At 68.8% G+C, this 21078-nt stretch carries 17 protein-coding genes; 13 read left to right on the forward strand and 4 right to left on the reverse strand.

From position 1 onward, the window contains the following. The first annotated feature begins 31 nt into the window (after window positions 1–31). From GH681_RS19435 to GH681_RS19455, 5 genes are read left to right on the forward strand one after another with little or no spacing between them, the layout of a single operon-like run. Complete coding sequence (locus GH681_RS19435; RefSeq protein WP_194271284.1) at window positions 32–3952, forward strand: YhdP family protein; 3921 nt, start codon at window positions 32–34, stop codon at window positions 3950–3952. Then, window positions 3949–4764, forward strand: coding sequence for a carbon-nitrogen hydrolase family protein (locus GH681_RS19440; RefSeq protein ID WP_153163205.1), 816 nt, complete (start codon window positions 3949–3951; stop codon window positions 4762–4764). Before GH681_RS19435 ends, GH681_RS19440 begins: the two co-directional genes overlap by 4 nt. Window positions 4765–4779: 15 nt before the next feature. Then, window positions 4780–6237 carry a metalloprotease TldD gene (gene tldD, locus GH681_RS19445; RefSeq protein WP_153163206.1) on the forward strand — a complete coding sequence of 486 codons (1458 nt, stop codon included), beginning with the start codon at window positions 4780–4782 and terminating at the stop codon, window positions 6235–6237. A 1-nt stretch (window position 6238) separates the two neighbouring features. Then, on the forward strand, window positions 6239–7033 hold the full coding sequence (locus GH681_RS19450; RefSeq protein ID WP_153163207.1) for a type IV pili methyl-accepting chemotaxis transducer N-terminal domain-containing protein: 795 nt from the start codon (window positions 6239–6241) through the stop codon (window positions 7031–7033). A 4-nt stretch (window positions 7034–7037) separates the two neighbouring features. Next, window positions 7038–7583 (forward strand): hypothetical protein, encoded by a 546-nt coding sequence (locus tag GH681_RS19455; protein WP_153163208.1) that lies wholly within the window; start codon window positions 7038–7040, stop codon window positions 7581–7583. A gap of 31 nt (window positions 7584–7614) precedes the next feature. On the opposite strand, the gene GH681_RS19460 is transcribed toward GH681_RS19455, so the two are convergent. Beyond that, the gene (locus GH681_RS19460) at window positions 7615–8691 is read right to left on the reverse strand and encodes a PA0069 family radical SAM protein (protein ID WP_153163209.1); all 1077 of its coding nucleotides are present in this window, start codon (window positions 8689–8691) and stop codon (window positions 7615–7617) included. A 155-nt stretch (window positions 8692–8846) separates the two neighbouring features. On the opposite strand from GH681_RS19460, the gene aroG reads away from it, so the two are divergent. After that, on the forward strand, window positions 8847–9929 hold the full coding sequence (gene aroG, locus GH681_RS19465) for a 3-deoxy-7-phosphoheptulonate synthase AroG (protein WP_153163210.1): 1083 nt from the start codon (window positions 8847–8849) through the stop codon (window positions 9927–9929). Between the two features lies 1 nt (window position 9930). Here the strand turns inward: aroG and GH681_RS19470 are convergent, their stop codons facing one another. Then, a complete protein-coding gene (locus GH681_RS19470; protein ID WP_153163211.1) occupies window positions 9931–11856 on the reverse strand; it encodes a diguanylate cyclase in 1926 nt (641 codons plus the stop codon). Between the two features lie 205 nt (window positions 11857–12061). Here GH681_RS19470 and gluQRS point away from each other — a divergent pair, with 205 nt between their 5' ends. The 4 genes from gluQRS to GH681_RS19490 all read left to right on the forward strand — a co-directional run bounded on the left by gluQRS (window position 12062) and on the right by GH681_RS19490 (window position 14619). Next, window positions 12062–12991 (forward strand): tRNA glutamyl-Q(34) synthetase GluQRS, encoded by a 930-nt coding sequence (gluQRS, locus tag GH681_RS19475; RefSeq protein WP_228111997.1) that lies wholly within the window; start codon window positions 12062–12064, stop codon window positions 12989–12991. Window positions 12992–13099: 108 nt separating this feature from the next. Further along, on the forward strand, window positions 13100–13900 hold the full coding sequence (locus tag GH681_RS19480) for an SDR family oxidoreductase (protein ID WP_153163212.1): 801 nt from the start codon (window positions 13100–13102) through the stop codon (window positions 13898–13900). Between the two features lie 192 nt (window positions 13901–14092). Then, window positions 14093–14332 carry a hypothetical protein gene (locus GH681_RS19485; RefSeq protein ID WP_153163213.1) on the forward strand — a complete coding sequence of 80 codons (240 nt, stop codon included), beginning with the start codon at window positions 14093–14095 and terminating at the stop codon, window positions 14330–14332. Between the two features lie 53 nt (window positions 14333–14385). Next, the gene (locus GH681_RS19490; RefSeq protein WP_153163214.1) at window positions 14386–14619 is read left to right on the forward strand and encodes a DUF4124 domain-containing protein; all 234 of its coding nucleotides are present in this window, start codon (window positions 14386–14388) and stop codon (window positions 14617–14619) included. Here the strand turns inward: GH681_RS19490 and GH681_RS19495 are convergent. After that, entirely contained in the window at window positions 14576–14953 is a 378-nt protein-coding gene (locus tag GH681_RS19495; RefSeq protein WP_153163215.1) for a hypothetical protein, read from the reverse strand. The two genes, GH681_RS19490 and GH681_RS19495, sit on opposite strands and share 44 nt — an antisense overlap. Before the next feature lie 188 nt (window positions 14954–15141). On the opposite strand from GH681_RS19495, the gene GH681_RS19500 reads away from it, so the two are divergent. Next, entirely contained in the window at window positions 15142–16584 is a 1443-nt protein-coding gene (locus GH681_RS19500; protein ID WP_153163216.1) for a PLP-dependent aminotransferase family protein, read from the forward strand. Window positions 16585–16608: 24 nt separating this feature from the next. On the opposite strand, the gene GH681_RS19505 is transcribed toward GH681_RS19500, so the two are convergent. Continuing rightward, window positions 16609–18483, reverse strand: coding sequence for a potassium transporter Kup (locus tag GH681_RS19505; protein WP_228111998.1), 1875 nt, complete (start codon window positions 18481–18483; stop codon window positions 16609–16611). A gap of 271 nt (window positions 18484–18754) precedes the next feature. Here GH681_RS19505 and GH681_RS19510 point away from each other — a divergent pair, with 271 nt between their 5' ends. Next, window positions 18755–20077, forward strand: coding sequence for a citrate transporter (locus GH681_RS19510; RefSeq protein ID WP_228111999.1), 1323 nt, complete (start codon window positions 18755–18757; stop codon window positions 20075–20077). A 125-nt stretch (window positions 20078–20202) separates the two neighbouring features. Further along, complete coding sequence (locus GH681_RS19515; RefSeq protein WP_153163217.1) at window positions 20203–21075, forward strand: DUF3365 domain-containing protein; 873 nt, start codon at window positions 20203–20205, stop codon at window positions 21073–21075. Window positions 21076–21078 lie beyond the last annotated feature (3 nt).

Consider the following 21078-nt stretch of genomic DNA (forward strand, 5'->3'; position numbering starts at 1 on the left):
ATCCCACCTGCGGCCCGCGCCTGCCTTCCGAGTGACCGAACGGCGATTCTCCCTGTCGTCCCTGCTGCACCTGCCGCGCTTCTGCCTGCATCGCCTGGCGGTGCTGGCGCTGGTGGCGTATTTCGTCGGCGGTGTGGCTTTCCTCGGTGTGCGCCACGGGGTGCTGCCCAACGTGCCGGCCTACCGGGGCGAAGTGGCCGACCTGCTGTCCCGCTCCCTCGGCCGACCGGTGGAGATCGCCAGCCTCACCGCCGACTGGGTCGGCCTGCATCCCACCTTCCGCATCGGCGGGCTCACCATCAAGGATGCCGCCGGCCAGCCGGCCCTGACCCTCGACCACGTGGAGGCCGAGCCGGCCTGGGTGTCGCTGCTGCTGATGCGGCTGCGCCTCAACCGGCTGGAGATCGATTCCCCCGATCTGGCCATCCGCCGCGACGCCGACGGGCAGATCTTCGTCGCCGGGCTGGCCGTGAAGACCGATGGCGAGAAGGGCGACTTCGCCCAATGGCTGTTCGACCAGCGCCGCATCCAGATCCGCAACGCTCGCCTCAGCTGGCGCGACGCCCTGCGCGGGGCTGACGAGCTGGTGCTCGACAAGCTGGAGTTCCGCCTCGACAACAGCGGCAGCCACCACCGGTTCGGCCTCACCGCCCAGCCGCCCAGCCGCCTGGCGGCCACCCTCGACCTGCGCGGCGACCTGCGCGGGCGCGATCCGGCCAAGCCCGCCGAATGGCGTGGCGAGCTCTACGCCGGGCTCGATTACGCCGATCTGGGCGCGTGGCGCCAGTGGGTGGATTACCCGCTGGCGGTCGAAGGCGCCGGCGGGCTGCGGGTGTGGTTCGAGTTCGCCGACGGCCGCGCCACCGGCGTCACCGCCGACTTCGCCCTCAGCAACGCCCGCGCCCGGCTGGCGAAGGAGCTGGAGCCCATCCCGCTGGTGCGGGCGTCCGGCCGGCTGCGCTATCACGACGAGGGTGGCGTCACCGAAGCCAGCGGCCGCCAGCTCAGCCTCGAGAGCAAGGATGGCCTGAGCCTCGCGCCCACCGATTTCTTCCTCTCCCTGCGCGACAAATCCGGCGCCACGCCGGCCCGCGGCGAGTTCGTCGCCAACCGGCTCGACCTGGGCGTGCTGTCGCGGCTGGCGGAGCGCCTGCCCCTCGACCCGGCCGTCCGCGCCCGGCTGGCCAGTCTGGCGCCTCAGGGTAGCGTCGCGCCGGTCAATCTCAAATGGAGCAGCGACGCGGGGCGGCTGCTCAGCTATTCGGTGGATGCGCGCTTCGCCGGGCTGGGCATCGAGCCAGTGGGTGCGTGGCCGGGGTTCTCCGGGCTGTCGGGGCGGGTGGATGGCAACGAGCGAGGTGGGCGCTTCAACCTCACCGGCCGCGACGCCACGCTTGAGCTGCCGCAGATCTTTCCCCAGCCACAGCTGGCCCTGGCCGAGATCTCGGCCGAAGGCAGCTGGAGCCATCCGGGCGGCCAGCTGGAGGTGAGCCTCGCCAGCGCCAACTTTGCCAACCGCGACACCCGCGGTTCTGCCGCCGGGCGTTACCGCGCCCACGCCGATACGCCGGGCGAGATCGACCTGCAGGCGCGCCTCTCCGAGGCCGACGCCCGCGCCGTGTGGCGCTACATGCCGGCGGTGGTCGGCGCCGGCGCCCGCGACTGGCTGCAGCACAGCCTCGTCGGCGGCAAGGCGCAGGACGCGCGGCTGGTGTTGAAGGGTGATCTGGCGAAGTTCCCCTTCCGCAACCCCAAGGACGGCACCTTCCGTGTCACCGCCCGGGTGACCGACGGCCAGCTCGACTACGCCCAGGGCTGGCCGAAGATCGACGGCATCTCCGGCGAACTCCTCTTCGAAGGCGCAGGGATGAACATCAAGGCCCACCGCGGCCGCATCTTCGGTGCCGAGCTGAAGGACGTGAGCGTGGCGCTGCCGGATTTCGAGCACGACGCGGTGCTCACCATCAACGGCGCGGCGAGCGGCCCGAGCCAGGATTTCCTGCGCTTCATCGCCCAGAGCCCGGTGGGCGACAGCATCAACCACTTCACCGATCCCTTCCGGGTCGAGGGCGCCGGCAACCTGAGCCTGCAGCTGGTGCTGCCGCTGCACCACATGCACGAATCGAAGGTGCGCGGCGAATACGTCTTTGCCCGCAACCGGCTGCAGGTCGATCCGGCCCTGCCGGTTTTTGCCGATGCGGGCGGGCGGATCGGCTTCACCGAGAGCCAGCTGACGGTGAAGAACGGCGTCGCGAAGGTGCTGGGCGACGCGGTGAGCGTGGCCGGCGGCACCCGCCCGGACGGCAGCGTGGTGCTCAACGCCCAGGGCAGCCTGAGCGTCGCCGCGCTGCGCCAGGAGCTCGATCTGCCGCTCCTCGACCACCTTTCCGGCAGCGCCGCCTGGAAGGGCGCGGTGACGGTGCCCAAGAAGGGCGGCGTCGAGTTCGTGCTCGACAGCAACCTGCAGGGCGTGGTGTCGAGCCTGCCCGACCCGCTCAACAAGTCGGCCGCCGGCAGCCTGCCCTTCCGCTTCGAGATCAGCGTGCCGCCGGGTAGCGGCGGGGTGACGGGCGACGTGCTCAAGCTGGCCGCCGGGTCGGTCTTCCAGGCCCAGTTCCAGCGGCGCTTCGAGCACGGCAAGGCGATCATCACCCGCGGCGGGATCGCCCTCAACGAGCCGGTGCGGCTGGCCGACAAGGGCGTGCTGGTGGCCGCCACCGCCGACCGGCTGGATGCCGACGCCTGGCGCAAGGCGCTGGAGGGCAACCCCGAGCGGCAGCAGCGCCCGGCCGACCCGACGGGCACCGGCGACGCGGGCTTTCCGCTTTCCGGGCTGGCGCTCCGGGCCGGCGAACTTCGCATCCTCGGTCAGCGTCTCAGCGATGTGAATCTCCGGGCGGTGATGGAGGAAGGCGGCTGGCAGGCGCGGATGTCGAGCAAGGAGGCCACCGGCGACATCATGTGGCGCGACCAGGGCCGTGGCCGGCTCCAGGCCCGTTTCCGCCAGCTGGCGCTGGGAAGCGGCGCCAAGGATGGCGCGGCCGACACTTCCCGGCCCGACGAGGAACGCCTGTCCGAGCTGCCTGGGCTCGACGTGACCGCCGACAGCTTCGTGCTGCGTGGCCACCAGCTCGGCCGGCTCGAACTCAAGGCCGCCAACCGGGGCGACCTGTGGCGGCTCGACCAGCTCACCATCACCAACCCGGACGGCAGCCTGTCGGGCAAGGGTGTGTGGCGGCCGGGCGCCCGGGAGGAAACCCGGCTCGGCTTCAAGCTCGACGTGAGCAATGTGGAAAGGATGCTCGCCCGGCTTGGCTACCCCGAGGCCGTGCGGCGCGGCAAGGGCGAACTCGAAGGCGAAGTGGTGTGGCGCGGCCCGCCGACCGCGCTGCACATCGCCAGTCTCGGAGGCAAGATGCGCGTGCAGGCAGAGAACGGACAGTTCGCCCAGCTCGAGCCGGGCGTCGGACGTCTGCTCGGGGTGCTCAGCCTGCAGGCGCTGCCGCGGCGCATCACCCTGGACTTCCGGGACGTGTTTTCCGAAGGATTCGCCTTCGACCGCATTTCCGGTAGCATCCAGATGAACCAGGGCGTGCTCCGGACTGACGACCTCGAGATCCTCGGCCCCGCGGCGCGGGTGTTCATGAGCGGCGAGGCCGACGCCAGCCGCGAAACCCAGAACTTGCGGGTGCGCGTCCAGCCGACGCTGTCCGAGTCCGTCGCCTTCGGTTCTGCCATTGCGACCACCGGGGTGATCAATCCGGCGGTCGGTCTTGCGGCCTACCTTGTCCAGAAGGTGCTGCGCGACCCGGTGGAAAAACTGTTCAGCTTCGAATACGCCGTGACCGGGGGATGGTCCGATCCCAAGGTTGAAAAGATCTCCGCCGCGCCCGCCCCGGTGCTGCGCCGGGCCCCGGACCGCGCCGATCCATCCCGTGAGGATAAACAATGAGCGACCGCCCTTCCTGCCGTATCGCCGCCGTCCAGATGGTGTCGGGCCCCGATGTGGACGCCAACCTCGCCGAGGCCGACCGGCTGATCGGCGAGGCTGCCGCCGCCGGCGCGTGCCTCGTCGTGCTGCCCGAGTATTTTCCGCTCATCACCCCTGACGAATCCGCCAAGGTGCGCATTCGCGAACGGGACAGCGACGGCCCGATCCAGGCCTTCATGAAAGACGCCGCGCGCCGCCACAAGGTGTGGCTGGTGGGCGGCTCGTGCCCGCTCGAGGCCGATGTGCCGGACAAGGTGCGCAATACCACCATGGTCTTCGACGACACCGGCCGGCGCGTGGCCCGCTACGACAAGGTGCATCTCTTTGGCTTCGTGCGGGGCAGCGAGCGCTACGACGAATCCGCCACCATCGAGCCGGGCAGCGACGTGGTCACCTTCGACGGCCCGTGCGGCACCGTCGGCCTGTCGATCTGCTACGACCTGCGCTTTCCCGAGCTCTTCCGGGCGATGGGCGAGGTCGATCTGATCGTCCTGCCCGCCGCCTTCACCTACACCACCGGACGGGCCCACTGGGAAGTCCTGCTGCGCGCCCGGGCCATCGAGAACCAGTGCTACGTGCTCGCCAGCGCCCAGGGCGGCGTCCACCCGGGCGGCCGGCGCACCTGGGGCGACAGCCTCATCATCGATCCATGGGGCGAAGTCGTCGCCCGCCTGCCGGAAGGCCCCGGCGTGGTCGTCGCCGACCTCGACCCGGCCCGCATCGCCGAAGTCCGCGCCAGCCTGCCGGCCCTCAAACACCGCAAGATCAGCTGAAAGCCGCACCCGAACATGAGCAAGAATCCCCCGCAGAACCCCCTGAAGATCGCCAGCAAGCTGCTGCTCAAGCCCTACGACCTCGACTTCGAGGATCTCGACAAGGTCTTTGGCAAGCTCTTCCGGCACAAGCTCGACTACGCCGACCTGTACTTCCAGTACCACCGCTCCGAGGCCTGGAGCCTGGAGGAGGGCATCGTCAAGTCGGGCAGCTTCAACATCGAGCAGGGCGTCGGCGTGCGCGCCATCACCGGCGAGAAGACCGCCTTCGCCTACTCCGACGACATCAGCCTGAAGGCCCTGAAGGATGCCGCCGCGGCCACCCGCGCGATCGCCGACAGTGGCCGCCGCAAGGCTCACAAGATCGAGGCCGTCAAGAAAGGCCCGCCGGCCCTGTACCGGGCCGACAACCCCCACGGCTCGCTGGACGACGTGGCCAAGGTCAAGCTGCTGGAGCGCCTCGAAGCCATGGCCCGGGCCGAAGACCCGCGCGTCAAGGAAGTCATGGCGAGCCTGGTCGGTTCGTGGGAAGTCGTGCTGGTGGCGCGCAGCGACGGCCATCTGGCCGCCGACGTGCGCCCGCTGGTGCGGGTGTCGGTCAGCGTCATCATGGAAGAGAACGGCCGCCGCGAGCAGGGCTCCGGCGGTGGCGGCGGGCGCTACGACTACGGTTATTTCAGCGACGAGGTGCTGTCGGGCTTTGCCAAGGCTGCGGTGCATCAGGCGCGGGTCAACCTGGGCGCCGGCCCGGCGCCGGCCGGCCTGATGACCGTGGTGCTCGGCAACGGCTGGCCCGGCATCCTGCTCCACGAGGCCATCGGCCACGGGCTGGAGGGCGACTTCAACCGCAAGGAGAGCTCGGCTTTCTGCGGCCGCATCGGCCAGCAGGTGGCGGCCAAGGGCGTGACGGTGGTGGATGACGGCACCCTGCCGGACCGCCGCGGCTCGCTCACCATCGACGACGAGGGCAACCCCACCCAGCGCACCGTGCTGATCGAGGACGGCATCCTCACCGGCTACATGCAGGACATGCTCAACGCCCGCCTGATGGGCGTCGCGCCCACCGGCAACGGCCGCCGCGAATCCTTCGCCCACCTGCCCCTGCCGCGGATGACCAACACCATCATGCTGGCCGGCCAGCACGAGCCGGCGGAGATCATCGCGTCGGTGAAGAACGGCCTCTACGCCGCCAACTTCGGTGGCGGTCAGGTGGACATCACCTCCGGCAAGTTCGTGTTCTCCACCTCCGAGTGCTATCTCATCGAGGACGGCAAGGTCACCCGCCCGGTGAAGGGCGCCACGCTCATCGGCAACGGCCCCGACTGCCTGACCCGCGTCTCGATGATCGGCAACGACCTGGCGCTCGACCCGGGGGTCGGCACCTGCGGCAAGGATGGCCAGAGCGTGCCGGTGGGCGTTGGTCAGCCGACCCTGCGCATCGACGGCCTGACCGTTGGCGGAACTGGAGGTTGAAATGAAGCGTCGTGAGTTTCTTGCTGCTGCCACCCTCGTGCCGCTGGCGTCGGCACTTCAGGCCGCTCCGACGCCCCCCGCGCCTGCGGGCCTGTCGCTGCCAGGTGCGATCAACCGCGCCGGCCGCCAGCGGATGCTGTCCCAGCGCAGCGCCAAGGCGTGGCTGATGCTGGTCGAAGGCGTGCTGCCCGATCGGGCAAAGAGCATCCTCGACCACTCGGTGCGGCTCTTCGATCAGCAGCTTGTCGAGCTGCGTGGCCTGCAGCCCAACGACGAAGTCCGCTCCGCGTATTTGCTCCTCGAATCCGAGTGGGGCCGTTATCGGCCGCTGCTGGCGGACATCCGCTCCGACGCCAAGCTGGTGTGGGGCGGCAGCGACGCGGTGCTCGGCGCGGCGCAGAAACTCACCGTCGCCTACGAAAGAGTGGCTGGCACGCCGGCCGGCCGGCTGGTCAACCTCTCGGGCCGGCAGCGCATGCTGTCCCAGCGGATGGCGAAGGCCTATTTCTTCCGACAGGTGGGCGTCAATCCCGAGCCCGCCCGGGAGATGCTTGACGGAGCGATGAAGGAGTTCGCCAAGGCCCTGGACGAGCTCAAGACCGCGCCCCAGAACACCGCTCAGATCAAGTCCGAGCTGGGGCTGGTGGAGCAGCAGTGGTTCTTCTTCCAGAATGCCCTGAGCCTGCGCGCATCCGGCGATCTGAAGAAAGCCGCGGCCGATGTGGCGACGACCAGCGAGCGCATCCTGGAGCAGATGGACGCGGTCGTGTCGCTCTATGAAAAGATCGCCAGCTGAGCCCATGAAGCGTCTTGGATGGCTTGCGGCGGCTGCGGCATCGGTGGCGGTGCTGGCCGGGTGTGCTGCGCCGCGGGTGGCGCCTTCCGCCGATCGATTGAGCCCGGGCGAGCTGGAGACCATCGCCGCAGCAAGACGCGCCGGGCCGCTGACGGTCGAGCAGATCATCCAGCGCTCCAGGGCGGGCGAATCGCCCGCCGCGCTGATCGAGGACATCCGCCGCACCGGCACTCATCTTGCGGTGACGCCCGAAGAGCGTGCCCGCTTTGCCGGCCAGGGCGTGGCCCCGGCGGTGCTGGACGAGCTTGCCGCCGCCCAGGCGCGCTGGGCGCAAGACCAGGCCACCGCCGACAAGGTGCGTGCCGACACCGCCCGGATCGAGGCGGCAGACCGCGCCCGGGCCGAAGAGGAGCGCCGCCGTCGCGCCTACTATGGCCCGGCCTACTCTCCTTACTACTCGCCCTACGCCGACCCCATGTGGCCCTACGGCTACCCTGGGCGCCGTGGCTACGGCGGCGGCTTCGGGTGGGGCGTGCAGATCCGCCGCTAAAGGTTGTTGCTCCGGCTGTTTGACGCGCTGATCAGAACAGCGCGAGTTGACCGTCGTCTCGCCCCGGCGGCCGGAAGGCCGTAGTGACCAGCTGACGGCGGTTGCGATTGAGCCCGAGCCGCTCGCAGCAGCGCCGCAGGCGCTGGCTGTACAGATCGGCAAACACGCCCTCGCCGCGCATCCGGTGGCCGAAGCGGCTGTCGTTGAGTTCCCCACCCCGAAGCTGGCGCAGCAGGCTCAGCACATGGCCCGCCCGGTCCGGGTAATGGGTGACGAGCCAGTCCTCGAACAATTCCCGCAGCTCCCGTGGCAGGCGCAGCAGCACGTAGCCGGCCGTCTCGGCGCCGGCTGCCTGTGCCGCTTCGAGCACCTTTTCCATCTCATGATCGTTGATCGCCGGGATCAGCGGCGCGAAGAGCACGCCCACCGGCACGCCGGCGCCGTGCAGCCGGGCCATGGCGGCCAGACGCCGGGCCGGGCTGGCGGCGCGGGGTTCGAGCTGGCGGGCGAGGCGCGGATCGAGGGTGGTGACCGAAAACATCACCTGCACCAGCCCGTCCCGGGCGAGATCGGCGAGGAGGTCGATGTCCCGCTCGATCAGCGCCGACTTGGTGACGATGGACACCGGGTGGCGGGTTTCGGCGAGGATCGCCAGCAGCTGGCGGGTCAGGCCCAGGCGCCGCTCGACAGGCTGCCAGCCGTCGGTGTTGATGCCCAGCGCGACGGGCTGGCAGCGGTAGCCGGGGGCGGCGAGCTCCCGCCGCAGCACCGCCGGCGCGTCGGGTTTCCAGGCGATCTTCGTCTCGAAATCCAGCCCCGGCGAGAGGCCCAGATAGGCATGGCCCGGGCGCGCGAAACAGTAGGCGCAGCCGTGCTCGCAACCCTTGTAGGGGTTGATCGACTGGGCGAAGGGCACGTCGGGCGAGGCGTTGCGGACGATCACTGAGCGGGCCTTGTCGAGAAGCAGGGTGGTGGCCGGGCCGTGATCGGGCTCATCCGCTACGTCGTCGGCCCAGCCGTCGTCGAAGGCGGCGCGCTGCCAGTCGGCAAAGCGGTCGCCCGGATTGAGGCGGCTGCCGCGGCCGCGGGGCAGGCTTGGGGGCTTCATCTTGCCAAGATTAGACTATATAAAAATACAGTTCAAGGCTGCGCGTCGGTGCCAGATGCGCTGCAAGTCATGCCGACGGGAAGGGCGTCGTGTTACGGGCCGGGCGCATCGGCTAGAATTGCCGATTCCCTCAAGCAAAGCCGACAGGATTCACCATGCACGCCTCCTCGAAAATCCACATCGACGACGTCCGTATCAAGGCCATCAAGGAGCTCGCCCCGCCCGCCCATGTGCTGCGCGAGTTTCCGGCATCGCCCAAGGCCGCGGCGACCACTTTCGAGGCGCGCACGGCGATCCACCGCATCCTGTTTGGCGCCGACGACCGCCTGCTGGTGGTGATTGGCCCGTGCTCGATCCACGACTACGCCGCGGCGATGGAATACGCCCGCCGCCTGAAGGTCGAGGCCGAGCGCCTGAAGGACGACCTGCTGATCGTGATGCGGGTGTACTTCGAGAAGCCGCGCACCACCGTTGGCTGGAAGGGGCTGATCAACGATCCGCACCTGGACGGCAGCTTCGCGATCAACGAAGGCCTGCGTCTGGCGCGCCAGCTGCTGGCCGAGATCAACGAGCTGGGCCTGTCGGCGGCCACCGAATTCCTCGACATGATCACGCCGCAGTACATCGCCGACCTGATCGCCTGGGGCGCCATCGGTGCCCGCACCACCGAGAGCCAGGTGCACCGCGAGCTGGCCTCCGGCCTGTCGTGCCCGGTGGGCTTCAAGAACGGCACCGATGGCAACGTGCGCATCGCCGTGGATGCGATCAAGGCCGCCCAGGCGCCGCATCACTTCCTGTCGGTGACCAAGGCTGGTCACTCGGCCATCGTGTCCACCGCCGGCAACGAAGACTGTCACCTGATCCTGCGCGGCGGCGCCGGCCCCAACTTTGATGCGGCCAGCGTCGATGCGGCCTGCAAGGAGCTTTCCGCCGCGGGCGTGCAGGGCAAGCTGATGATCGATTTCTCCCACGCCAACAGCCGCAAGCAGCACAAGCTGCAGGTGGAGGTGGCGCGGGACGTGGCGGGCCAGATGGCGGCCGGCAACGACCGCATCATGGGCGTGATGGTCGAATCCCACCTGAAGGAAGGTCGCCAGGATCTGAAGCCGGGCGTGGAGCTGGAGTACGGCAAGAGCATCACCGACGCGTGCATCGGCTGGGAAGACAGCCTGATGGTGCTCGACGTGCTGGCCGAGGCCGTGCGTCAGCGCCGGGTGCGGCGCGCCGAGCCGGCCTGATTCAGACGGGCAGCGTGGCGAGGCTGGGGGCGACGCCGGGATGGGCGCCGTCCCGCCCTTCGATGCGCTGCCCGCCGCGCCGCTTGGCGCGGTACATCCGGGTGTCGGCGATCTTGATGAGATCTTCGGCGCTCGTCGCGTCTTCCGGGAACGTGGCCACGCCGATGCTGGTGCTGACCGGATGGCAGGCGGTGTGGGCGGCGAGGGGCTCGTGCAGGGTGCTGAGGATCTTCGCCGCAACCCGGTTGGCGTCGCCGGCTTCGTCGAGCTCGGCCAGCAGGATCACGAATTCATCGCTGCCCAGGCGCGCCACCGTGTCGCAGGCGCGCACGCAGGTGCGCAGGCGGTCGGCGATCTCCAGCAGGGCCTGATCGCCGGCGGCGTGGCCACCCAGGTCGTTGATGCGCCGGAAATCATCCAGATCGACAAACAGCAGCCCGACCCGCTCGGAATAGCGCTGGGCGCGGGCGATTGCGAGGGTCAGCCGGTCGGTCAGCAGGCGCCGGTTGGGCAGGCCGGTGAGCGCATCGTGGTAGGCCAGATGGCGGATCCGTTCGGTGCTGCGCACCTGCTCGGTCACGTCGACGGCGGTACCGTGGTGGCCCAGGAAGGCGCCGTGCTCGTTGAAGCGCGGTGTGCCGCACAGGCTCAGCCACAGGGGCGGGTTGTTGCCGTTGGGCAGTTCAACCAGCAGGTCGCGAAAGCCATTGCAGCCTTCGAAGGCCGCGCGCACGTCGGATTGACCGGGGCGCGCGTTGCCGCCCTGGCGGTGGAGCTGCCACCACTTGCGGCCCAGGTTGGCCTTGAGGGTGTCGTTGGTGCGCTCCGCTTCGTGGGTGACGTGCATCAGGCGGTGCTGGGGGTCGGTCTTCCAGTACCAGTCGGTGCTCCGGGCGATCAGCGTGCGCAGCTGCGAGGCGAGCAGCTCCTCGCGGGCGCTGTCCATCATCCTCTCGGTCACGTCGAAGGCCACCCAGACCACCTGGGGCGGGTGGCTCTCCGGGTCGATCGCCTGGCCGGTGATCTCGGCCCAGAACACGCTGCCGTCGCGGCGCCGGAGGCGCGTCGAGGCGTGATAGGTGCTGCCACGCCGGATCGCCGTATCGGCGGCCCGGGCGTGATGGTGCCAGTCGGCCCGGCTCTCGAAGCCATCCAGCAGGCGGGAGCCGGCGATGCCGCTCTCGTCGACGCGCATCATCTCGGCAAAGCGCCGGTTGCACAATTCGACCCGGTTGCCGCGGGACAGCACGATGGCGGCGCGGGCGTTGTCGACCATGGCCTGGTGGGGCATCAAGGTGGTTTCGAACGCTGCCAGGCTATCCTGCGGAGGGCCTTCACGGCCGGTGTGCAGGCTGCGTACGATCAGTGCGAAGGCGGCGAACGCCAGCAGCCAGAAGGCCGCGCCCGGCACCCGCGCCGGTGGGCTCGCCACCAGCAGGATGAACAGCGGCAGCAGTACCGTGGCGGCGAAGGCCGAGTAGCTGCTCACGCTGCGGCTGAACCCGGTACCGGCCAGCGTGACGCTGCACAGGACCACGCACAGGATCGCCTGGGACTGGGGGCTCGCGTCGTAGGGGCCGACCAGGGCGAGGGCGCCCCAGGCTGCGCCGCCGATGATCGGGCCGGCGGAAGAGAAGTAGCTGCGCAGGGGAACGTCGTCGTGCCGGGGCTGCGGGCTGGCCTGGGCGTCGGGCAGGGACATGCCGAGCATCAGCAGCTGGCTGAGTGTGAGCCCGAGCCACCAGGCGAGCAGTGGGTCCTGGTTGCCCATGTGGGGCCACAGGGCCAGCACGGTTACGATGGCGGCAAACTGGATGCCCAGATGGAGCAGCGGGAGACTCGCCCGATGGGGGGAGGATGTGCCTGTGCCGGTAGCTGGGCTGCGTGGCGATTCCTGGCGGAGAAGGGCAAGCGTGCCAAGTTTCATGCGGCGGGCGTCGGTACGAGGCTTTGGGTTGGGCAGATGCTGCGGGATGTGGGGCAAAACGGGCGTAGACCGAAACGCAGCGCCAGCGCGATTATCAAGGGCCCGCGGGTTTGGTGAAATATGCCGAAAGTCATAGGTTTCCTGCGCTATTTCAGTAACTTGATGATTTAAAAGGCAATGTCAAAATTTGTTAAGGCATGTTTTTGTGAACAGTCATGAACTGGCGGCCGGCGCGGGCCTGCCGGTAGGACGATTTGCGCCCTCGCCCACCGGGCCGCTGCACTTCGGATCCATCGTTGCGGCGGTGGGGAGCTGCCTGGCTGCCCGGGCTGCGGGGGGGCGGTGGCTGCTGCGCATCGAGGACGTGGATGCGCCCCGCAGCGTGCCCGGCGCGGCCGACGGCATTCTGCGCACGCTGGCGCGCTTCGGTTTTGAATGGGACGGGCCGGTGGTCTGGCAGAGCGCACGGACGTCGGCCTATGAGGCGGCCTTCGAGCGCCTGCGTGCTGCCGGGCGGGTGTTCGGCTGCGCCTGCACCCGCAAGGAGATGGCCGACTCGGCCCTCGCCCGGGACGGCACCCGGCGCTATCCCGGCACCTGCCGCGATGGCCTGCCGGCAGGGCGCGAGGCGCGGGCCTGGCGGCTGCGGGTTGCGCCCGGCGTGGTGAGTTTCGACGACGCGGTGCAGGGGCCCGTGGAGGAGGACGTGGCGGCCGATGTGGGGGATTTCGTGCTGCTGCGGGCCGATGGCCTGTTCGCCTACCAGCTGGCGGTGGTGGTGGATGACGCCGAGGCCGGCGTCACGGACGTGGTGCGCGGCGCCGACCTGCTCGATTCCACGCCCCGCCAGATCCTGCTCCAGCGCGCGCTGGGCTATCCCACGCCGCGCTACGCCCACCTGCCGGTGGCGGGCAATGCCGCGGGCGAGAAGCTCTCCAAGCAGACCCTGGCCCGGGCGGTGGAGGACGCCCGGCCCCAGCAGGTGCTGGCGGATGCGCTGGATTTTCTCGGGCAGGCGCCCCCGGACGGGCTGGTCGACGCGAGTCTCGACGCCCTGTGGGCCTGGGCACGGGCCAACTGGTCGATGGAACGGGTGCCCCGCCAGCGGCTCGTGCCGGCGCCGCGTTACGGCTGAGGCAGGCGCGACACAACTCGACTGGCAGGCGTCGGCGGATGCACTACGCTGAAAGAAGGGCGGCCCGGCACCGGCTGGGTGCCGGTGTTTCGCGCGGGCGGGGGAGCCATGGGCTGGTTGGGACACCTCAATACGCCGATCACCAACTGGCGCGGCCAGCGGGTGTGGATCGTCGGTGCCTCGAGCGGCATCGGTGCGGCGCTGGCTGCCGAGCTCAACGCCCGGGGCGCGCGGCTCGCCCTGTCGGCCCGTAGCGGGGGCCGCCTGCGGGAGCTGGCGCAGGGCTTTGACGAGGCGCTGGTGCTACCCCTCGACGTGACCGACTCCGGCGCCTTCACCCTGGCGATGATGCAGATCCTCGATGCGTGGGGCGGGGTGGATGTGGTGATCCTGAGCGCCGGCACCTACATGCCGATGCGGGCCTGGGATCTCACCGTCGACACCGCCCGGCAGACGGTGCACACCAACCTCCTCGGGGTGGTCGATGGCGTGGCGGCGGTGGTGCCCCAGCTCCTGCGCCAGCGGGGTGGGGCGATCGCCATTGTCGGCGGTGTGGCGGGCTATCGGGGGCTGCCGGAGGCGCTGGCTTACGGGCCGAGCAAGGCGGCGCTGATCAATTTTGCCGAGACGCTGTACCTGGAGCTGGCGCCCCACGGCGTGTCGGTGTTCCTCATCAACCCGGGCTTCGTTGCCACGCCACGGCTGATGGCCTGCGTGGATTTCGAGATGCCGGCGCTGGTCGGCGCGCCCGACGCGGCCCGCCAGATCATCGAAGGGATGGCTCGGGGGCGCTTCGAGATCCACTTTCCCCGGCGCTTCACGCTGATGCTCAAGCTGTTGCGCTGCCTGCCCTACCGGATCTACTTCCGGGTGGCGGCCCGGAGCGGGGTGCGCCGAAGCGATGGTTGAATCATCCATCAACCCATATTGGGCTTTTTCGGAGTTGTCCAGACCCGGAATGGGTATGGTTGGGTTGGTTTGTGTCAATGTGATTCGTGGGCGTCTTTTTTGATGTTGTTTAACTTTCCGGTCGCGCCGTCTCTCTAAAATCACGTTCCGTGACCGCGCCGCTTCGAGGGCGCTTCCTGGACGGAGAGTCTGATGGTGTTGATCAAGCGGGATGTGATCCTCAAGCCCTACGCGGTGCTGCGGCAGGGCCAGAACCGTTGGGACGGGTGGTACGACGTCCTGCACAAGACCGATCGCCGTCCGATCCAGACTTTCGTGCGGGTGCCTTCACCCGAGGGGTTTGCCAACGCCGAGCTGGCCTGCCAGGCGGCGGAGATCCTCGCCGAATGGGATTTCGAGCGGGGCTACGGGCTGAACCGCCCGAAGCGCTGAGTCTTTCCGCCGTTTCCTTCCTGTCCTTCGCCGTCCCTGTTTCGGGAGTCATCATGAAGATGCTTGTGCTGGGCGTTCTGATGTTGCCGCTGGCTGCCCAGGCCGCGGTTTACAAGTGCGGCGAGGGTGCGAATGTCGTGTTCACCGACCGGCCGTGCACCTACGTGGCGCCGGCGGCCAAGGCGGGCGCCACGGTTGTGCCGGTGGTGGTCACGCCGGCCGAGCTGGGCGCGCGTCCGGTGGTCAGCAACCGCGAGCCGTCGGGCGTCCGTCTGCTGCCGCGCTGATCCGCAGCCATCCCCGCAGTCTTTCCCGCAGTTTCTCCAGTCGCGTCTTCAGCCAGCCGCCCGGGCTGGCGTGTGAGGGCGTGATGCACACCAGCGCGCACGGCCGCTCCGCGCTCACCCTGACCCACCCGGTAGCGCTCACCACCCAGTCGTCGCCGGCGGCGAGATGCTGGCGGGGCGTGTGCAAGGTGTCGCCCAGCCAGCAGGGCGGGCCTTCGAGCCGGGCGGCGCCGTCGATCACGACGAGCCGGGTGCCGGCCGTGAGGTGTTTCATCCACTGTTCTCCGCGCTGAAGTTCGAGGCGGCGAGCGTCGTCGGCGGGTTGCTGGTCCATGGTCGTGCTCCTTGCTGGGGACGACGTCAGCCTAAGCGTTGCGGGGGTGATCGGTACAGGCACAGGAAAACGCTTCCTGTATCGGTACAGATTGAATATTGCGCATCTGTTATGGTGTGTTTTGCGCCGATCTGTACCTTGGGGTCGATGGCCGGCCCGGGGATCATGGCGCGATGGATGCCGCCACCTTGGATACCCCCCTTTATCTCCAGCTTGCCGCCCATTACCGCCAGGCCATCGCCAGCGGCGTGCTCGCGCCGGGCGCGCGGATGCCGTCGGTGCGGGCGTTGATGCGCACCCACCGGGTGAGTCTTTCCACCGCGCTGCAGGCCTGCCGCAGCCTTGAAGACGAAGGCCTGCTCGAAGCTCGGCCACGCTCCGGCTACTTTGTGCTGGCGCCCCGGCGGGCGGTGCTCCAGCCGGTGCAGGAGCCGGAGCCCGGCGCCACGGTGCTGGCGCTGGAGCCGTCGCCGTATTCGGGCATCCACGACCGCATCTCGGATTTCGTGGTGAAGTGCGAGCGTCACCCGGTGGTCACCAACCTGGCGCTGGCCTTCGGCTCGCCCGAGTGCTACCCCCAGGAGGCGCTGAAGAACGCCGCCCTGCGCGCCCTGCGGCGCCGGCCCGAGGTGCTGGTGAGTCCGGTGCCGCCCCAGGGCGATCCGGGTTTCCGGGCGGTGCTGGCGCGGCGGGCGATGGCGGCGGGGATGAGCCCGACGCCGGACGAGATCGTCGTCACCCACGGCTGCACCGAGGCACTCAACCTGGCGCTGCGGGCGGTCACCCAGCCCGGCGACACCGTGGCGGTGGAATCACCCACGTATTTTGGCCTGCTGCAGGTGGTCGAGAGCCTGGGCCTTCGCGCGCTGGAAATCCCCACCAGCCCCAGCCGGGGGATGTCCATCGAGGCGCTGGAGCTGGCCCTTTCCACCCACCCGCAGATCCGCGCGGTGGTGGTGGTGCCCAACTTTCAGAACCCGCTGGGCTGCGTGATGCCCGACGAGGAGAAGGCGCGCCTCGTGGCCCTGTGCGACGCGGCGAAGGTGGCGCTGATCGAGGACGACATCTACGGCGCCCTCAGCGACGACGACCTGCCGCTGCGCACCGCCAAATCCTGGGACAAGACCGGCAACGTGATCCACTGCGGCTCGCTGCACAAGACCCTGGCGCCGGGCATGCGCATCGGCTGGATGCTCGGCGGGCGCTGGCTGGCGCGCATCCGGATGCTCAAGCATGCCCAGAGCCGCGCCAACGACGCCCTGGCCCAGCTGGCGATTGCCGAGTTCATGGGCAGCCACGCCTATGACCGCCATCTGGTGCGTCTGCGCCGGTTGCTCAAGGCGCAGCGGGCGGCCACGGCGGAGGCCATCGCGGCGCATTTTCCGGCCGGCACGCGGCTCAGCATGCCGTCGGGCGGGATGATGCTGTGGGTGGAGATGCCGGGTGGGCGTTCGTCCGGCCAGGTGTTCGACGCGGCGCTGGCGGAAGGCATCCGCGTGGCGCCGGGGCTGATGTTTTCCAACAGCGGCCGCTTCGATCACTTTTTGCGGATCAGCTGCGGGACGCCCTTCAACCCCAACATCGAGGCGGCGTTGAAGCGCCTCGGGCAGATCGTCGCGGCGGGCGGCTGAGGGCCAGCCCGTCGCGGATTGCGGTCAGATCACCAGCTGGGTGCCCAGCTCGACGACCCGGTTGTTGGGGATCTTGAAGAAGTCGGTGGCGCTGGTGGCGTTCTTCGACATGAAGGCGAAGAGGCGCGCCCGCAGCGGGTGGATCTTGCGGCCCAGCACGCCGGGGATCACGGTCTCGCGCGAGACGTAGAAGGTGGTCTCCATGATCTCGAAGGGTTCGCCCAGGCGCCGGCAGTGCTCCAGCGCCTGGGGCACGTCCGGGTCTTCCATGAAGCCGTAGCGGATCACGATGCGCAGGAAGCCTTTTTCCATGCGGTGCAGGTAGAGGCGATGCAGGTCGTTCACGTAGGGCGTGTCGGTGGTCTCGACGGTCACCAGCGCGACGCGCTCGTGGAGCACCTGGTTGTGCTTGAGGTTGTGCAGCAGCGCGGCCGGCACACCTTCCTTGGAGCCGGTCATGAACACGGCCGTGCCGCTCACCCGGTGCACGTCGGAACCGAGCATCTTGAGGAAGGCCGGCATCGGCACGCCCTGCTTGGCCAGCTCGCGACGCACCAGCCGACGCCCGCGGCGCCAGGTGGTGAGCACCGTGAAGGACACGATCGCCATCACGATGGGGAACCAGCCGCCCTGGGGAATCTTGATCGCGTTGGCGGCGAAGAAGGCGATGTCGACGATCAGGAAACCGCCCGCCACCAGCGCCACCACCAGCGGATGCCAGCGCCACAGCAGCACCATCACGAAGCCGACCAGGATGGTGTCGATGAGCATCGTGCCGGTGACCGCAATGCCGTAGGCGGCGGCCAGGTTGGACGAGTTGCCGAAGCCCACCACCAGCGCCACAACGGCGAAGTACAGCGTCCAGTTGGTGAAGGGCACGTAGATCTGGCCTTCCTCCTTGCCGGAGGTGTGGATGATCAGCATCCGCGGCAGAAAGCCCATCTGCACCGCCTGCCGGGCCACCGAGAAGGCGCCGGAGATCACCGCCTGGGAGGCGATGACGGTGGCCAGGGTGGCCAGCACCACCATCGGGATCAGCGCCCAGTTGGGGCCCAGGTGGAAGAACGGGCTCTCGATGGCGGCGGGCTCGTTGAGGAGCAGGGCGCCCTGGCCGAAGTAGTTGAGCACCAGCGCCGGCATCACGAAACCGAACCACGCGAGGCGGATCGGGTAGCGGCCGAAGTGGCCCATGTCGGTGTAGAGCGCCTCGCCGCCGGTGACGGCCAGCACCACCGAGCCCAGCGCCAGGAAGGCGAGCCCCGGATGGTTGAGGATGAAGCGCGCCGCGTAGAACGGGTTGAGGGCCGCCAGCACATCGGGGTGGCGGGCGATCTCGAGGGCGCCGAGCACCCCCAGCACGCCGAACCAGCCCACCATCACCGGGCCGAAGAACAGCCCGACGGTGCCGGTGCCGCGGCTCTGGATGAAGAACAGCCCGGTGAGGATCACCAGGGTGATCGGCAGCACGTAGGTCTTGAAGTCCGGCGAGACGATCTCGAGCCCCTCGACCGCCGACAGCACCGAGATCGCCGGGGTGATCATGCTGTCCCCGTAGAACAGCGCGGCGGCGAAGATGCCCAGCAGCGAGATCACCCAGGTCACCACCCGGTTGCGGGAGTTTTCGGTGATCAGCGAGAGCAGCGCCAGGGAGCCGCCTTCGCCGCGGTTGTCGGCGCGCATGATCACGGTGACGTACTTGAGGGTGACCAGCGCCATGATCGACCAGAACACCATCGACAGGATGCCGAGGATGTTGTCCGGGGTGACGTCGATGGGGTGATGGCCGTTGAAGATTTCCTTCAGGGCGTAGAGCGGGCTGGTGCCGATGTCGCCGAAGACGACACCGATCGCCGCAATCACCACCGGGGCCAGGCGCTTTTGTGAATGATCGTGGGACACGGTTGGGTTCTTTCTTTTCTTGTTTGCTTGAACGGAAGCAGGCAAAACACTCCCTCTTTGCCTGCAGCGCAGCGCAGATTGTCCGCCTTCCGCAGCGCGTCAAATTGACTTGGCTCAAGGCCTGCGCGCCCCCCAGAACACGCGCGCCGGTGCTGGCGGAGTGCAATCGGGCTAAGGGTTTGAGCTACGTGCTGCCCTTAGTGCGTCTTCGCACCTACAATGCGGGATTGTCGGGCCAGAACGGTCCGGATCTTGTCTTGAGGATGCGTGTATGAAGTCGAACGTGGGGAGCCTGGCCCGGTGTCTGGCAGTGGGGGGGGCAGGGTTGCTGGCGTCTGGAGTGGCGATGGCGGCGGGCGTTGAAGGCCCGGCGGTGGCCGGGATTCCGGTGGATTTCATCCTCTTTGCGCTGACCCTGCTGGGTGTCGCGCTGTTCCACGACCACACGCTGAAGGTCGGCCTGGTGGGGCTGACGGTGATCTCCGTCTACAAGCTGCTGTTTACCGGCTTTCAAGCCGGCCCCGGGCTTGGCGGACTGGCCGCCCACTTCGCCCACGAGTGGGTGACGCTGTCCAACCTCTTCCTGCTGCTGATGGGTTTTGCGCTGCTGGCGCGGCACTTCGAGAAGACCCGCATCCCGGTGATCCTGCCGCGCTACCTGCCGGCCGACTGGAAAGGCGGCTTCGTGCTGCTGGTGATGGTCTTCGTGATTTCCAGCTTCCTCGACAACATCGCCGCGGCGCTGATCGGCGGCGCAATGGCGCATTCGCTGTTCCGCGCCAAGGTGCACGTGGGCTACCTGGCGGCCATCGTTGCGGCGTCCAACGCCGGCGGCTCGGGCAGCGTGGTGGGCGACACCACCACCACCATGATGTGGATCGCCGGCGTGAGCCCGCTGGCGGTGGTCGAAGCCTTTGCCGGTGCGGCGGTGGCGCTGGTGATCTTCGGCATCCCGGCCGCGCGGGTCCAGCACCGGCACTCGCCGATCATCCGCCACGCCCACGAGCACACCCACGTGGATATCCCGCGGGTCGGCATCGTGGTGCTGATCCTCGCCGCTGCGGTCACGATGAACGTGGTGGTCAACCTTCACTTCACCGCGCTGGCCGACAGCTTCCCCTTCCTGGGCGTGGCGGTGTGGGCGGCGATCCTGCTCACCGTCGGCATCCGCCGGCCCGACTGGGAGGTGCTGCCCGAAACCTTCATGGGCACGATCTTCCTGCTGTCGCTGGTGAGCTGCGCCTCGATGATGCCGGTCGAGAAGCTCCCCGCCGCGTCGTGGCAGACGGCCTTCGGGCTGGGCTTCGTGTCGGCGGTGTTCGACAACATCCCGCTCACCGCGTTGGCCCTCAAGCAGGGCGGTTACGACTGGGGTTTTCTGGCCTACGCGGTGGGCTTCGGCGGTTCGATGCTGTGGTTCGGCTCGTCGGCCGGCGTGGCCCTGTCCAACATGTTCCCCGAGGCCAAGTCGGTGGGTAACTGGCTGCGCCACGGCTGGTTCGTGCCGGTGGCCTATGTGGCGGGTTTTGCGGTGATGGTGCTGCTGGTGGGCTGGCATCCGACGGGCGACCTGAAGGCCGCGCTCCCGCACTGAGCCCAAAGGCCCCGCCGCCCGGCGGGGCCGCCCAGGAAATCAACGGCAATAACCCGAAACGGGTGCGAGCTGTGCAAGAATAAGACTCATTTGTGGCCCGCCGGGCCTTCGACCGGGAGGCTCCCATGGGATTGCGTTTCAAGTTCAATCTGGTGCTGCTCGCCGTTTTTCTGGCCGGCTTTGCGGTTGCCGGCTACATCTCCCACGATCTGCTGCACCGCCAGGCCCGCGAGCGCGTGCTCGGCGAGGCGCGGCTGGTGATGGAAGCCGCGCTGGCGATCCGTGGTTACACCGTCGGGCAGGTCAAGCCGCACCTGATCGACCGCATGGAATCCACCTTCCTGCCCCAGACCATTCCCGCCTACGCGGCCACCGAAACCCTGGCCGAGCTCCACAAGAAGTACCCCGACTACGACTACAAGGAAGCCACACTCAACCCCACCAACCCCCGCGACCGGGCGGCGGACTGGGAGGCGGATCTGGTCAATGTCTTCCGCAACCGCGCCGATAACCGCGAGATCAGCGGCCAGCGCGACACGCCCACCGGCCCGGCGCTCTACATCGCCCACCCGATCCGCATCGAATCGGCCGCCTGCCTCACCTGCCACAGCACACCGGACGCCGCGCCGGCCAGCATGCTCAAGGTGTATGGCTCGGCCAACGGCTTCGGCTGGAAGCTCGACGAGGTGGTTGGCGCCCAGGTGGTGTCGGTGCCCATGTCGGTGCCGCTGGCCAGCGCCGATCAGGCCTTCCGCACCTTCATGCTGTCGCTGGCGGCGGTGTTCGCCGCGGTGTTCGTGGCCCTCAACCTGATGCTCTCGTGGCTCATCGTGGGGCCGGTGTCGCGCATGTCCGCGGCCGCCGACAAGATCAGCACCGGCGATTTCGACCAGCCCGAGTTCCCCGAGCAGGGGCGTGACGAGGTGGCCGTGCTGGCCAGTTCCTTCAACCGCATGCGCCGCAGTCTCGAGAAGGCCATGCAGATGATCGACGGCTGAGGG

Source organism: Zoogloea sp. 1C4 (assembly GCF_009469605.1).
Lineage (GTDB): Bacteria > Pseudomonadota > Gammaproteobacteria > Burkholderiales > Rhodocyclaceae > Zoogloea > Zoogloea oryzae.

Excerpts from the sequence above, each read along its gene's own strand:
- GH681_RS19440 (WP_153163205.1), top strand. The coding sequence starts at position 3,949 with ATGAGCGACCGCCCTTCCTGCCGTATCGCCGCCGTCCAGATGGTGTCG.
- tldD (WP_153163206.1), top strand. The coding sequence starts at position 4,780 with ATGAGCAAGAATCCCCCGCAGAACCCCCTGAAGATCGCCAGCAAGCTG.
- GH681_RS19450 (WP_153163207.1), top strand. The coding sequence starts at position 6,239 with ATGAAGCGTCGTGAGTTTCTTGCTGCTGCCACCCTCGTGCCGCTGGCG.
- GH681_RS19455 (WP_153163208.1), top strand. The coding sequence starts at position 7,038 with ATGAAGCGTCTTGGATGGCTTGCGGCGGCTGCGGCATCGGTGGCGGTG.
- GH681_RS19460 (WP_153163209.1), bottom strand. The coding sequence starts at position 8,691 with ATGAAGCCCCCAAGCCTGCCCCGCGGCCGCGGCAGCCGCCTCAATCCG.
- aroG (WP_153163210.1), top strand. The coding sequence starts at position 8,847 with ATGCACGCCTCCTCGAAAATCCACATCGACGACGTCCGTATCAAGGCC.
- GH681_RS19470 (WP_153163211.1), bottom strand. The coding sequence starts at position 11,856 with ATGAAACTTGGCACGCTTGCCCTTCTCCGCCAGGAATCGCCACGCAGC.
- GH681_RS19480 (WP_153163212.1), top strand. The coding sequence starts at position 13,100 with ATGGGCTGGTTGGGACACCTCAATACGCCGATCACCAACTGGCGCGGC.
- GH681_RS19485 (WP_153163213.1), top strand. The coding sequence starts at position 14,093 with ATGGTGTTGATCAAGCGGGATGTGATCCTCAAGCCCTACGCGGTGCTG.
- GH681_RS19490 (WP_153163214.1), top strand. The coding sequence starts at position 14,386 with ATGAAGATGCTTGTGCTGGGCGTTCTGATGTTGCCGCTGGCTGCCCAG.
- GH681_RS19495 (WP_153163215.1), bottom strand. The coding sequence starts at position 14,953 with ATGGACCAGCAACCCGCCGACGACGCTCGCCGCCTCGAACTTCAGCGC.
- GH681_RS19510 (WP_228111999.1), top strand. The coding sequence starts at position 18,755 with ATGAAGTCGAACGTGGGGAGCCTGGCCCGGTGTCTGGCAGTGGGGGGG.
- GH681_RS19515 (WP_153163217.1), top strand. The coding sequence starts at position 20,203 with ATGGGATTGCGTTTCAAGTTCAATCTGGTGCTGCTCGCCGTTTTTCTG.